The organism is Pseudomonas sp. USTB-Z (genome assembly GCF_019691255.1).
Taxonomy (GTDB): Bacteria; Pseudomonadota; Gammaproteobacteria; order Pseudomonadales; family Pseudomonadaceae; genus Aquipseudomonas; species Aquipseudomonas alloputida.
The window spans coordinates 64,468-77,110 of the sequence record NZ_JAECZP010000004.1; the positions used below are offsets into that span (position 1 = coordinate 64,468).

General features: G+C 56.8%; 10 protein-coding genes. 9 read left to right on the plus strand and 1 reads right to left on the minus strand.

The features are described 5' to 3' along the window. Positions 1–707: 707 nt before the first annotated feature. The 5 genes from I8746_RS06165 to I8746_RS06185 are packed head-to-tail and all read left to right on the plus strand — an operon-like array spanning position 708 to position 5,335. Positions 708–2,024, plus strand: a complete 1,317-nt coding sequence (locus I8746_RS06165; protein WP_221100316.1) for an ABC transporter substrate-binding protein — start codon at positions 708–710, stop codon at positions 2,022–2,024. Further along, positions 2,021–2,926, plus strand: a complete 906-nt coding sequence (locus I8746_RS06170; protein ID WP_221100317.1) for a branched-chain amino acid ABC transporter permease — start codon at positions 2,021–2,023, stop codon at positions 2,924–2,926. The genes I8746_RS06165 and I8746_RS06170 overlap by 4 nt, the downstream gene beginning before the upstream one ends. After that, positions 2,926–3,864 carry a branched-chain amino acid ABC transporter permease gene (locus I8746_RS06175; RefSeq protein ID WP_196184151.1) on the plus strand — a complete coding sequence of 313 codons (939 nt, stop codon included), beginning with the start codon at positions 2,926–2,928 and terminating at the stop codon, positions 3,862–3,864. Before I8746_RS06170 ends, I8746_RS06175 begins: the two co-directional genes overlap by 1 nt. After that, complete coding sequence (locus tag I8746_RS06180; RefSeq protein ID WP_221100318.1) at positions 3,861–4,604, plus strand: ABC transporter ATP-binding protein; 744 nt, start codon at positions 3,861–3,863, stop codon at positions 4,602–4,604. The genes I8746_RS06175 and I8746_RS06180 overlap by 4 nt, the downstream gene beginning before the upstream one ends. Beyond that, the gene (locus I8746_RS06185; RefSeq protein ID WP_221100319.1) at positions 4,601–5,335 is read left to right on the plus strand and encodes an ABC transporter ATP-binding protein; all 735 of its coding nucleotides are present in this window, start codon (positions 4,601–4,603) and stop codon (positions 5,333–5,335) included. The genes I8746_RS06180 and I8746_RS06185 overlap by 4 nt, the downstream gene beginning before the upstream one ends. Before the next feature lie 66 nt (positions 5,336–5,401). On the opposite strand, the gene I8746_RS06190 is transcribed toward I8746_RS06185, so the two are convergent. Continuing rightward, the gene (locus tag I8746_RS06190; protein ID WP_259674084.1) at positions 5,402–6,925 is read right to left on the minus strand and encodes a fumarate hydratase; all 1,524 of its coding nucleotides are present in this window, start codon (positions 6,923–6,925) and stop codon (positions 5,402–5,404) included. A gap of 571 nt (positions 6,926–7,496) precedes the next feature. Between I8746_RS06190 and I8746_RS06195 the strand changes: the two genes are divergently transcribed. The 4 genes from I8746_RS06195 to I8746_RS06210 all read left to right on the plus strand — a co-directional run bounded on the left by I8746_RS06195 (position 7,497) and on the right by I8746_RS06210 (position 12,585). After that, entirely contained in the window at positions 7,497–8,930 is a 1,434-nt protein-coding gene (locus I8746_RS06195) for an aldehyde dehydrogenase family protein (RefSeq protein ID WP_196184148.1), read from the plus strand. Between the two features lie 37 nt (positions 8,931–8,967). Next, positions 8,968–9,720 (plus strand): SDR family oxidoreductase, encoded by a 753-nt coding sequence (locus tag I8746_RS06200; RefSeq protein WP_196184147.1) that lies wholly within the window; start codon positions 8,968–8,970, stop codon positions 9,718–9,720. A 272-nt stretch (positions 9,721–9,992) separates the two neighbouring features. Further along, a complete protein-coding gene (locus I8746_RS06205; protein ID WP_221100320.1) occupies positions 9,993–11,090 on the plus strand; it encodes an NAD(P)-dependent alcohol dehydrogenase in 1,098 nt (365 codons plus the stop codon). 37 nt (positions 11,091–11,127) lie between these two features. Further along, the gene (locus I8746_RS06210; protein ID WP_221100321.1) at positions 11,128–12,585 is read left to right on the plus strand and encodes an aldehyde dehydrogenase family protein; all 1,458 of its coding nucleotides are present in this window, start codon (positions 11,128–11,130) and stop codon (positions 12,583–12,585) included. The last annotated feature ends 58 nt before the right edge of the window (positions 12,586–12,643 follow it).

The following is a 12,643-nucleotide window of genomic DNA, read 5'->3' on the forward strand; positions in this document are numbered from 1 at the left end:
AACGTAACCCAGGATGGGTTCGCGGATTTCCACTGCTCAACTTCGCAAACGGTTATGTTTCTATCGGCTTCAAGCCTAGGCATCAGTCAAGAAATCCCCCACACAATCACCTGGCCAGCTTTTAATCCGATTTCTGGCTACGGATGGAGTCGATGCGAAGCGCCGGCAGATCATCAGCGAACCGTGCTGATTCACCTCTATATCGAGCGAACAGCCGTTGCCGTCGCCAGTGGTGTTGACACCCTCATAGGCCATCTCAGGGCCCCATAGCTGGCCAGCTAATTTAGGGTCATGTCGGAGGATCAACGGCTCTCGCTGATGCTGAAGACTGGCTCCGCCATGTGTCAAGGGAGTGCCAGCCTGCTTTTCAGAACAACATCAAAGCGGGACAGGTTAGCAATGGACGCTCAACCTCTGCCGTCAATTACCACAGTCGCTCAGTAGGCGACATTGCGGACGGTGCATCTGCTCGTCCGCAATGCCTAGATGTGTTTGGCATTGATTAACGCCCCCTTTGCCAACCGCGGATTCTCAAACGCCACTCTCCCGGTCAACCTGAATACCGGAACTTTTTAGAGTGCAGGCATAGCCGCGTTTCCTCACCAGTCCGGCCAGCCCTCATCAGCGGAGAGAATTGCCACAGCCAACGTATATCCACATCGTTTTTTGCAGATCACGACAACAATAATTCTGTGAGGCAATTTGACATGAAACCCAAGGCAATCGGCCAATTCGGCACGAAGCTGACCCTGACCTGTGCGTTAGCACTATCTCCTCTCCTCGCGTTTGCCGACTCAAAGCCGGCAGCTATCAAAATTGGCATCACCACGTTCATTTCGGGGCCCGCTTCAGTCTTCGGGATGCCTGCAAAAGCAGCTGCCGACTTGTATCTGGAGCAGTTGAATGCTTCAGGCGGCATCAAGGGCGTGAAGGTCGAGCCCATTTTTATTGATGAAGGCGTGGGGAGTGACCGCCTTCTGTCGGAGTACCGCCGAGTCGTGCAAGAGCAGCAGGCTGCTGTGATGATCGCTTCGATCTCCAGTGGTAACTGCAATACCCTGGCACCCGTCGCGGAGGATCTCAAGGTCGTTAACTTGTTGTGGGATTGCGGCACTGAAAAGGCACTGGAAAACCATGCCTATCGCTACGTCTTCAGGCCCCAAGCCAATGCGGTCACGGAGATGGTGTCGAGTGTCATCTATCTCCTCCAAACCAAGCCCGACTTCAAGACGATTGCAGTGGTCAACCAGGACTATGCGTGGGGCCGAGATTCGTGGGAGATATTCAGCAGAACGCTCAAGCAGCTCAAACCTGATGTGAAAGTCGTTGCCGAGCTGTTCCCGCGGTTCGGCGCCTCAGACTTCTCTGCAGAGGTCAGTCGCTTGCAGGTACTGCGGCCTGATGTAGTGCTCAGCACCTCCTGGGGAGGTGACCTGGATACCTTCATTCGACAAGCGAGCCAGCGTGGCTTGCTTCAGAAATCGCAGTTTTTCCTCCCGCTTGGTGAGACGTCACTCGAACGCCTGGGCTCGGCGGTACCCGACGGGGTACTGGTGGGCGCTCGGGGCGATCACTATTTCTTGAATCCCCAATACACGAATGATGCCCGCCATGGTCAGTTCGTTAACAACTTCAAGGCGCGTACCGGCACCTATCCAATCTACTCCGCCTACCACATGGTGCAGGCACTGGACGCAACAGTTGCTGCCTACTCCAGAGCCATCTCCGCCAACGGTGACAAGTGGCCTGACGAAGAGCAGCTCGCCGATGCTTTTCGAGGGTTGGAGTTTCGTGGACTCACCAGCGGCGTTCGGATTCGCCCTGAAGACGGACAAGGCCTCGAACCCCAGCTGTTTGGCGTGACCGCGGCAAGCAACCAGTTCAAGTTCAAAGTGCTCAAAGACATCGTCCTGATCAACCCTGATGGCGTCACTACGCCGCCGGGGATGAAAACGCAGGACTGGCTTGGAACGCTCAGTCCAGAACTGATCACTGAGATCAAGGCCGTGAGGGCACAACCATGAACCTCTTCGACGTCCTGCTCCTCTCGCTCCTTGATGGCATCTCCTATGCCGGACTGCTCTTCCTAGTGGCGCTGGGTCTGACCTTCATCTTCGGTGTGGTTCGAATCATGAACGTCGCCCACGGCAGCCTTTACGCGTTCGGCGGCTATGGCGCCGCCTCGCTTGGACTGTGGCTCGGTCAGGATGCTGGTTCGACTAGCCTGTCGATTGCGTTGCTGTTGATGGGCGCGATCTCGGTGGGATGTGTTCTGGGCACCGTATTGATGCTCTTACTCAAGCAGTTTCAGCATCGCGACCCCATCCTGCAGCTCTTGGTGACCTTTGGCGCGTTCATGATTTTCGAGGATCTTCAGCGCCTGCTTTGGGGAAGTCAGCCCTACTTTGTGTCGGATGTCGTCACCAACATGGGGACGTCTGAGCTCAAAGGGGTGACGTACACAAACTACCAACTGCTCTTTGTGCCATGTGCCGCAGTGGCAGTGTTCGTGGCTCTCAGATGGTTCCTAAACAAGACCTTGGCCGGAAAACAGATCATCGCCGTTACCCATGATCGTGAGGCCGCTACTGCCCTGGGAATCAACGCCAAACGTATTGCCTACCTCACCTTCTTGGTGGGCGCGATTCTGGGTGCGTTGGGGGGAGCGCTTGCATCACCTACTACTTCGCTCGTGCCTGGTATCGGCGCCGACATGATCGTCCTTTCATTCGCTGTTGTTGCCAGTGCCGGTTTGGGACAGGTCAGCGGTGCGCTGGTCACCGCCTTGATGATTGGGCTTGCTCGATCATTGTGCGTCTATTTCGCGCCTGAAATGGAAGTGGTAATGCCGTACCTGATCATGGTCGCTGTTCTGCTCGTCCGTCCCCAGGGCCTCTTCACTGTCGTGCAAGCGAGGAAAATCTGATGCGCTCCCTACTTTTCTTTGCGCTACCAGTCATCATCGTACTCAGCCTGGCAGTCGGCATGCCGTGGCTCAAACTCCCACTGATACTCGCACTCTGTTACGGCATGGCAGCGCTGGGTGTCGTTGTTCTGCTCAAGGCTGGCCAGATCTCCTTTGGCCACGCGATGTATGCCTGCGTGTCTGGGTACATCGTTGCGTTCCTTGGGCAGCGCTTCCCTTCCCTTGATGGCGTGGTAATGATCGTTGTCGCCACTGCCGGCAGTGTATTGCTTGCCATGGTCATCGGTGCATTCGTCGTGCGCTACCGGGAGATCTTCTTTGGAATGCTCAACCTTGCGCTGTCGATGGTGCTGTTCACTGCATTGGGCAAGTTCTATCACCTAACAGGCGGCACGGACGGGCTAAGGGTTGTGCGTCCGTCGATGCTTGGGCTTCAGCTGGAGCGAAGCACATTTGAAATCACGCTCCTGGTGATCTCGCTTGTGTGCTCTGTGCTAATCGCCATTGGGATCCAGCGCTACTTCCGATCGGGAGAGGGACAAGCTCTGGCCGCGATCAAAACGAATGAAACACGGCTGGAGTATTTGGGCATTTCAGCAAAGAGGGTTTTGTGGAAAGGCTACGTAATCTCGGCAGCCCTGTGCGGTCTGTCCGGTGCGCTGTTCGGGCTATCCCAAGGCCTCGTAACGCCTGAGATGGGTTACTGGCTGCGTTCGGGTGAGTTTGTCTTCATCGCCATTTTGGGCGGGTCGGGTCATCCAATCGGTGCTTTCCTGGGCGGCTTCCTCTATGAATTCCTGAAGATGTATTCCGCCGCCTTCGTCAGTGGCTCATGGCAAATGGTGTTGGGGATCGTCCTGATCGTGATCATCTATTTCCTGCCTAAGGGGTTGACGGGGTTGCTGCGCAAACGCCGTCTGGCAGGAGGTGATGCATGAGCCAGGTTCTTCTTGAGACACGCAAACTGAAGCTCGCTTTCGGCGGTTTGGTGGTAGCCAACGAAATTGACTTCCAGCTCCATTCCGGGGAGCGGCTGGCAGTGATCGGGCAGAATGGCGCGGGCAAGACAACGTTCATCAATATTTGCACTGGGTTACTGCGACCTGATGACGGGAGCGTGTACTTCGCAGGCGACGATATTACCGGTCGCACCCCTCGATCCATCGTGCGAAGAGGTATGGCACGGTCATTCCAACTGCCCCAGCTGTTCCTCGATCACACCGTGCGTGAGTCTCTGCAGATTGCATCCGCGTCCAGGCAAGGCAAATTGTCTGCGTGGATGGGGCTCGGCAAGGCAAGTGACTGGGTTGAGATCGACCATATGCTCGATCTGATCGGCCTGCGCAGCCGCCAAGACGAACCATGCAGCAATCTGCCAGAGGGACAGCGAAAGCTCTTGGATGTCGCTATGTCACTCATGTTGCGCCCGCAGCTATTGATTCTCGATGAGCCTACCAGTGGCGTATCGACTGAGGATAAGCACACCGTCATGGAGACACTCATGAGCGCGTTGGACGAACAAAAGGTTACCGCCATCTTTGTGGAGCATGACGTCGACATCGTGAGTCGGTATGCAACGAGGGTGGCAGCCTGGATCAGCGGCGGCATCGCGGCTGATGGGAAGCCAGTAGATGTTCTGTCCAATCCAATGATCCAAAAAGAGGTGTTAGGGCTATGAGCACCACAGTTCTGAGCTTCCATGGCATCAGCGTGGACATCGTGCGCGCCCCAGTGCTTCGCAGCATCACTGCTGACTTCGGTGCGGGTGAAATCATCGCAGTTGTCGGGCGCAACGGTGCCGGTAAAACGACGCTCCTGCGCACCATCATGGGCCTGCTCCCGATCAAGGATGGTCAAGTGCTGTTCAGGGGCAGCGACCTCGCATCGCTACCTGCTCACCAGCGGGCCCGGCTGGGTATTGGTTACGCGCCTCAAGAGCGTGTCATGTTCCCCACGTTTACCATCGAAGAGAACCTTCGGCTGCCATGCCAGGTCGCCAGGATGTCGAAGCGCGAGATTGATGATCGGCTGGCGATGACGCTTGACGTGGTACCGCAATTGCGGGACATGCTTCCTCGATCCGGTGCCGCGCTCTCGGGCGGGCAAGGGAAGATGGCGGCGTTAGGACGCGCGTTGATGATTGGGCATGAGATGGTCTTGCTCGACGAGCCGTTCCAAGGCTTGGCACCTGCACTGGCAACGGAGTACAGCAATGCGTTGAGGCGACTACAGCAGCTGTTGCCAGATCTGTGCATTGTGGTCACTGAGTCCAACGGCTCGCTGCTCAAGGATGTCCCTGATCGAATTTTGCAGATTGAGCGAGGCGCGTTGATTAGCACCGCACACCGCTCCTCATCTGAGCAGCCTTTAGCGCAAAGCAGTGTGCTCACCGCGACTGGATACCGGTAACCAGAGCGGGCCTCGCTCGACATCTCAAGATGAGATCGAGGCCCGTTCAACTCAGTGAGGCGATGATCAGGCGTTGTAAGCCCAGATGCGCCTGCTTTCCGGAGCCCACATCTGAGGCCCGGAGCGATGCACCGAATCTCCTTTCGCGTCTACTGCAACTGTCGTAGGCATGTCTTGGACTTCAAATTCGTAGATCGCTTCCATGCCCAGATCATCGAACGCAACGACTCTGGATTGGGTAATGGCTTGGGACACAAGGAACGCTGCGCCGCCTACAGCCATCAGATAAATGGCTTGGTGCTCCTTGATGGCATCGATCGCCGTCTGACCTCGCTCGGATTTGCCGATCATTCCTAGCAGCCCTGTGTGCTTCAGAATGGTGGGCGTGAATTTGTCCATCCGCGTTGACGTTGTAGGCCCCGCAGGCCCAACGATTTCATCCCTCACAGGATCGACTGGCCCAACGTAATAAATGAATCGGCCCCTTAAATCGACGGGCAGCTCTTCCCCTCGCTCCAGCATCCCAACCAGGCGTTTGTGCGCAGCATCCCTACCTGTCAGCAGCTTTCCGCTCAAGAGGATGGTTTCCCCTGGGCTCCAGGTGAGCACATCGGCAGGCGTCACCGTATCGAGATCCACTCGGCGAGCCGCCGCGGCTGCCCCCCACGCGATATCCGGATAATCACTGAGGGCCGGGGCTTGGAACTGCGCTATGCCGGTGCCGTTGAGTGTGAAATGTACATGTCTGGTCGCTGCGCAGTTCGGGATAATGCAGATGGGGAGCGAAGCCGCATGCGTCGGGTAATCCAGGATCTTGACGTCGAGAACAGTCGTCAGCCCACCTAACCCCTGCGCTCCGATGCCGAGTTGGTTCACTCGGTAGTACAGCTCAAGACGAAGTTCCTCTAACCGGCTGGTCGGCCCCCGCTCGATCAACTCATGGATATCAATTGGCGCCATCAGCGACTGCTTGGCCAGCAACGCTGCCTTTTCCGCGGTACCACCAATGCCAATGCCCAGCATGCCGGGAGGACACCAGCCAGCTCCCATCGCCGGCACTGTGTCCAGTACCCAGTCAACGATCGAATCAGACGGGTTCAGCATCGCTGCCTTGGCCTTATTTTCCGATCCTCCACCCTTGGCAGCAATATCGAAGCGGATATCAGACCCGGCGACGACCGAGTAATGAATGATGGCTGGCGTATTGTCACGAGTGTTTCTCCTCCTCCCCGCAGGATCCTCCACAATCGATGCTCGAAGCACGTTGTCCGGATGCAGGTAAGCCTGACGAACGCCCTGGTTGATCATCTCATCCAAGCTCATGGTGTGAGCGCCCCATTGAGCATCCATTCCAATCTCCACGAAGACCGTCACGATCCCTGTGTCTTGGCAGATCGGGCGCGAACCACTGGCACACATTCGGGAGTTGATGAGGATCTGTGCGATAGCATCGCGGGCAGCGGGCGAAGCCTCACGCTCGTATGCCTGATACATCGCGTTGATGAAGTCCGCGGGGTGAAAGTAAGAAATGAACTGCAATGCCGACGCGACACTGTCGATGACATCCTGCTGCTGGATCTTTTTTGTCAATTTTCTCACCAGTTTTCGAGGCGGAAGACAGGTGAAGCATCAGCGCTGGCCTGCGCAACCGCCGAAGGGGAATCGGGTTGCCGACCATTGATGATGAAAGTCGTCAGCGCGAGTGGGAATTTGTCATTGTTAAAGCCCGCATTCAGGCGTGGCTAACATCCACCTAAGCGTCCTGCGGCATTTACCAGATCCGAACGCCGGCTTATAGAAATGTAAATTCCTTAAATGGGTAAGCCGAGGCAACCTGACCTCAGATAAAAAACAACAATGCGCATCAGGTCAGCCTTCATGCCTAGCCTCAAGCGAACGACCAGCAACATGGCTTCACTGCACTGTTTTGCTATGACGGCCTTGCATCCCTCTACGAGCAGCCTGCGTGCCGCTGGTTATCGGGGCGGGATACGTTGTTCGCCCGCATTGCCCCCTACCCCATTTGCTCGCCGTGGCCTCGAAAGCTTCGCGCGCGTTGATCCCCTTAAAGCATTTCCCGTTGACCACTTGAGCTGGCCTTGCAGCGCGAGCGCCACCCAGATCGGCCAGCCAACCCCTACCCTGTTGAAAGGACTGATCCATGAGCAAGCTGTTTATTGATGGCGAGAGTGTCCCTGCCACTGGCGGCGGAACTATTCCTGTTTATTCGCCGGTAACTGGAGCGGCGTACGCAGAGATAGCCCGCGGGCAGTCCCAGGATGTCGATGCTGCCGTACGCGCTGCACGAGCCGCCGTGAATGGAGATTGGGGTAGGAAGACCGCCACCGAGCGAGGTCGCGTGCTGGTTCAGATCGGCAGCAAAGTCCTGGAGAACATCGATGAGCTTGCAGAGATTGAGGCTCGCGACACCGGTAAGCCGATCGCCTTGGCTCGTAAAGATATCGAGGCGCTGGCGCGATATTTCGAATTTTATGGAGGCGCCGCGGACAAGGTGCACGGGGAGGTCATCCCTTACCTTACCGGCTACACGGTTAGCGTCGTGCGCGAACCCTGTGGAGTGGTTGGCCATATCATTCCATGGAACTACCCAGCCCAGATGCTCGGACGCACGATTGCACCTGCTCTGGCGATGGGCAACGCCTCGGTCGTTAAACCCGCCGAAGACGCCTGCATGACATCACTGCGCTTCGCAGAGATTGCCAGTGAGGCGGGATTGCCAGCCGGCGCGCTAAACATCGTGACTGGTTACGGCAAAGAGGCTGGTGCGGCGTTGGCGGAGCACCCGGACATCAATCTGATCACGTTCACCGGCTCACCTGGAGTCGGCGTGGCCATCCAGACCGCTGCGGCAGCCAACCACGTCAAATGCGTACTCGAACTGGGTGGCAAATGCCCACAGGTGGTGTTCGAGGACGCCGACTTGGATAAGGCCATCCCAGTCATCGTCGGTGCGATCATTCAAAACGCAGGTCAGACGTGTTCAGCAGGCAGCCGTGTCCTGGTTCAGAGGACTGTATTCGATCAGGTCGTGGCACGCCTCGCTGCGCGTTTTAGCGAAGTTCGGGTAGGTCTGCCTGAGACCTCTCCAGATTGCGGCCCAATCATCACCAAAGCTCAGTTTGGGCGGGTCAACCAATTTATCGCTGAGTGCAAGCAGTCCGGCTTACCCGTGATTGCCGAGGGTTTCATGGACAGTGACCTGCCGGAAGACGGTTACTACGTACGACCCGTGGTGTTCGGCCCAGTACCCCGGGATCACAAGCTGGCGCTGGAGGAAGTCTTCGGCCCAGTGCTCGCAGTGCTCCCCTTCGATGATGAAGACGATGCTGTAGCCCTGGCCAATGGCACCGACTATGGCTTGGTCGCCTCCATCTGGAGCGAAAACGGGGGGCGGCAGCAACGTCTCGCCAAGCGCCTTGAGGGCGGGCAAGTATTCATCAACTGCTATGGAGCAGGTGGTGGTGTGGAGCTGCCGTTTGGGGGCATCCGCAAGAGCGGCCATGGGCGTGAGAAAGGTTTGCTCGCGCTCGATGAATTCAGCATCACCAAAACCGTGGTTAGCCACCACGGCTGAAACTCAATCTTGTTTTTGATCAGTGCCGGAGAAAATGATGACTCAGCTTAATAATAAGGTCGCTCTCGTAACAGGTGCAGCAAGCGGTTTCGGTGCGTGCATTGCGAGACGCTACATCGAACAAGGCGCAAAGGTCGTCTTAGCAGATATCAATTTCGAAGCTGCCAGCAAGCTCGCTGATGAGCTTGGCGCCAATGCTGTAGCCGCGGCTTGCGATGTCACCAATGCCGAGCAGGTTCAGGCTGCGGTCGACCTGTGCGTAAAGACATTCGGAACGCCAGATGTGGTGGTCAATAACGCGGGCACGACCCACCGCAACCAGCCGTTGATGGACGTGGACGAGAAGACCTTCGATCGCGTATTCGCAGTCAACGTGAAGTCGATTTTCCACATGACCAAGGCTGTCGTGCCTCTGATGCGGGCTCGTAAATCTGGCTCGATCATCAACGTCGGTTCCGTCGCTGGCATTCGCCCGCGCCCAGGCCTCACCTGGTACAACGGCTCGAAAGGTGCTGTGAATCTGCTGTCGAAGTCGCTGGCTGTTGAGCTGGGCCCTGACGGAATTCGGGTCAATAACATCTGCCCAGTGATGGGTGAGACGGCCTTGCTCGAAGATTTCATGGGCGTGCCCGACACCCCAGAAAACCGCCAGAAGTTTTTGGCTACCATCCCGTTGGGCCGCCTGGCCAAGCCAGATGATGTGGCTGCTGTCGCTGTATTCCTGGCGAGCGATGACGCTGCCTTCCTCAACGGTGTTGAACTGCCAGTGGATGGTGGCCGCGTCATCTGATTTGCTCTAGCAATCCCTGCAGTACGCCCTTCCATGCGCTTGCCACGATCAAGCGCATGGAAGGGTGCTTCGTGATCCCCCTCAATCACCCTCCTCCTCAGCCGCGCCGACTCTTTGTCAGTCGTGTCCGTTAATCCAGGATTAACACCCCATTTCGATTCGCAAGATTCTTGAACGCTCGCGAATCAGGCATCGTGATGTCTCGCGCCCCTCAGTACTCACTGTTTGAACAACACCAACAAATTCAGGAGAGGGCCTTTGGAGAAAGACGTATGCAAATCAAAGCCGCTGTCGTGAGAGATACCTCTGCCCCGTTCGTTGTGGAAACCCTCACGCTAGATGAGCCAAGGGCCGACGAAATCCTTGTGCGGGTTGTCGGTGCTGGTGTCTGTCATACGGACATGGTGGTCAGAGATCAAGGCTACCCCGTACCTTTGCCCTTGGTACTTGGGCATGAAGGTTCAGGTGTCGTCGAGCGCGTTGGCGCAAACGTTAAAACCCTGCAGCCTGGCGATCACGTAGTACTGAGCTACGCCAACTGTGGTCATTGCAGTAATTGCTTGTGTGGCGCACCTGGCTACTGCGAATCCTTTTACGACCAGAATTTTGGTGGCCAGCGTACTGACGGCTCTACGCCCTACAAGGATGTCGAAGGCCACGCTGTATGCGGCTGCTTCTTCAATCAATCCTCCTTTGGCACGCACGCTCTGGTGTCCGAGCGAAACGCGATCAAGATTCCCAAGGATGTCCCCTTGGAGCTCATGGGCCCACTGGGGTGCGGTATCCAGACCGGCGCCGGCGCCATCATGAACGCACTCGAGCCTGGGGTAGGTAGCAGCATTGCCGTGTTCGGTACAGGATCCGTGGGGCTCTCGGCGATCATGGCCGCCAAGGCGGTCGGATGCACCCAGATCATCGCGGTCGACATGAACGATGCGCGTCTGGAGCTGGCCAAAGAGCTCGGCGCCACGCATGTGATTAATCCAGCGTCGACGAATACCCTCGACAAAATCCGTGAGATTTCAGGCGGCGGCGTTCAATTCAGCCTGGAGTGTACCTCCCATCCCAAAGTCCTGCGCCAAGCCGTCGACTGTCTGCGAATCCCAGGCGTCTGTGGGCTGGTAGGTGCTGCGCCGCTCGGCACGGAAGTGTCCCTGGACATGAACACGGTTCTGTTCGGACGCACCCTGCGCGGCATTATCGAAGGGGACAGTGTGCCGAAGGTATTCATACCTCAGCTTATCGAACTCTGGCGTGCTGGACGCTTCCCCTTCGATCGCCTGGTCAAGTACTACGCCCTGGAGGAAATTAACCAGGCTGTGGCCGACTCAGAAAGTGGCGTGGTACTCAAGCCCATCCTCAAGCCCTGATGCTTGAGACACTTCAAACGACAGATACAGGTACGTTATGAACACTGCCCAAACCCCTTCTCCACTGATCGCCGCAGGCCTCCCGGCCCAGTTCCGACTGTCGATTGCCGGCAAGCTGGTGGAGGCCGAATCTTCTTTTGACGTCTTGAATCCTGCGACCAATGCAGTCATTGGCCAGGCTCCAGAGGGCTCTGCTGCACAGCTCGAAGAAGCGATTTCCGCTGCAGCAGAGGCCTTCAAGTCCTGGTCGAAGCTGGACTGGCAAAGTCGCTCCGAGTACGTTCAACGTTATGCCGATGCGCTTGAGGCACGAAAAGAAGAGTTGATCACCCTGCTGACACTTGAGCAGGGCAAGCCTCGCCACAGCCAGGCAAAATCGGAAGTGGAAGCAGCCATTTATTGGGTGCGGGAAGTCGCCAAACGCCATATCCCTGTCGAGGTGATCGAGGATACTGAGGATCACATCGTAGAAGTTCATCACACGCCGCTGGGCGTCGTTGGTGCGATCACGCCCTGGAACTTCCCGGTACTCCTGGGTCTCTGGAAAGTGGCGCCCTGCTTGGTCACAGGCAACACCATGGTGATGAAGCCCTCCCCGTACACGCCCCTGACCTCGCTGTTCTTCGGTGAGATTGCCCAAGACGTCCTACCGGCTGGCGTGCTAAACGTCGTTTCCGGGGGCAATGAGCTGGGTCAGATCATCACTGAGCACCCTGCCATCTCTAAAATCAGCTTCACCGGCTCGACTGCAACGGGTAAGCGAGTCATGGCCAGCGGTGCAAGCAATCTGAAGCGCATCACCCTTGAGCTTGGCGGCAACGATGCTGCCGTTGTACTCGCGGATGCCGACTGGCAATCCATTGTGAAACCTCTGTTTTGGGCAGCCTTTGGCAATTCCGGGCAATGGTGTATTGCGGTCAAACGCCTGTACGTCCACTCCAGCATCCACGCCGAGTTTACTGCAGCCTTTGTTGAATACGCGAAGTCGATCAACGTCGGTGACGGCATGGATCCGACGTCGGATCTGGGCCCGATCCAGAACCGGATGCAGTATGAAAAGCTGCTGGAACTGTTCGAGGACACCCGTAAACGGGGCTACAAATTCGCTCTGGGTGGCACCATTGATGAGTCAATGGCCGGTAACTTCGTTCCTGTAACGATCGTCGATAATCCCCCAGAGCACAGTCGCATTGTTCAGGAGGAGCCGTTTGGGCCGATCCTGCCCATCATTGCGTTCGACGAAATCGATGAGGTAATTACCAAGGTCAACGCAAGCCCATTCGGCTTGGCTGGCTCCGTTTGGGGTGGCGATCGGAGCAAGGCGATCGAGGTCGCGAAGCAACTGGAAACCGGTACCGTATGGGTCAACGAGATCCACATCCATGGCATCGACATCCCGTTCGGAGGCCACAAGCTCTCAGGAATGGGTGTAGAAAACGGCCAGGAGGGACTGGCTGGCTTCACTAACACAAAGACCTACATGTTCAAAAAATAGTTGGTTTGCATGCCCCCTCAATGGCCTTTCGCATAGGCTCTTGAGGGCGCATGCGCGT

Excerpts from the sequence above, each read along its gene's own strand:
- I8746_RS06175 (WP_196184151.1), top strand. The coding sequence starts at position 2,926 with ATGCGCTCCCTACTTTTCTTTGCGCTACCAGTCATCATCGTACTCAGC.
- I8746_RS06170 (WP_221100317.1), top strand. The coding sequence starts at position 2,021 with ATGAACCTCTTCGACGTCCTGCTCCTCTCGCTCCTTGATGGCATCTCC.
- I8746_RS06195 (WP_196184148.1), top strand. The coding sequence starts at position 7,497 with ATGAGCAAGCTGTTTATTGATGGCGAGAGTGTCCCTGCCACTGGCGGC.
- I8746_RS06180 (WP_221100318.1), top strand. The coding sequence starts at position 3,861 with ATGAGCCAGGTTCTTCTTGAGACACGCAAACTGAAGCTCGCTTTCGGC.
- I8746_RS06205 (WP_221100320.1), top strand. The coding sequence starts at position 9,993 with ATGCAAATCAAAGCCGCTGTCGTGAGAGATACCTCTGCCCCGTTCGTT.
- I8746_RS06165 (WP_221100316.1), top strand. The coding sequence starts at position 708 with ATGAAACCCAAGGCAATCGGCCAATTCGGCACGAAGCTGACCCTGACC.
- I8746_RS06185 (WP_221100319.1), top strand. The coding sequence starts at position 4,601 with ATGAGCACCACAGTTCTGAGCTTCCATGGCATCAGCGTGGACATCGTG.
- I8746_RS06210 (WP_221100321.1), top strand. The coding sequence starts at position 11,128 with ATGAACACTGCCCAAACCCCTTCTCCACTGATCGCCGCAGGCCTCCCG.
- I8746_RS06200 (WP_196184147.1), top strand. The coding sequence starts at position 8,968 with ATGACTCAGCTTAATAATAAGGTCGCTCTCGTAACAGGTGCAGCAAGC.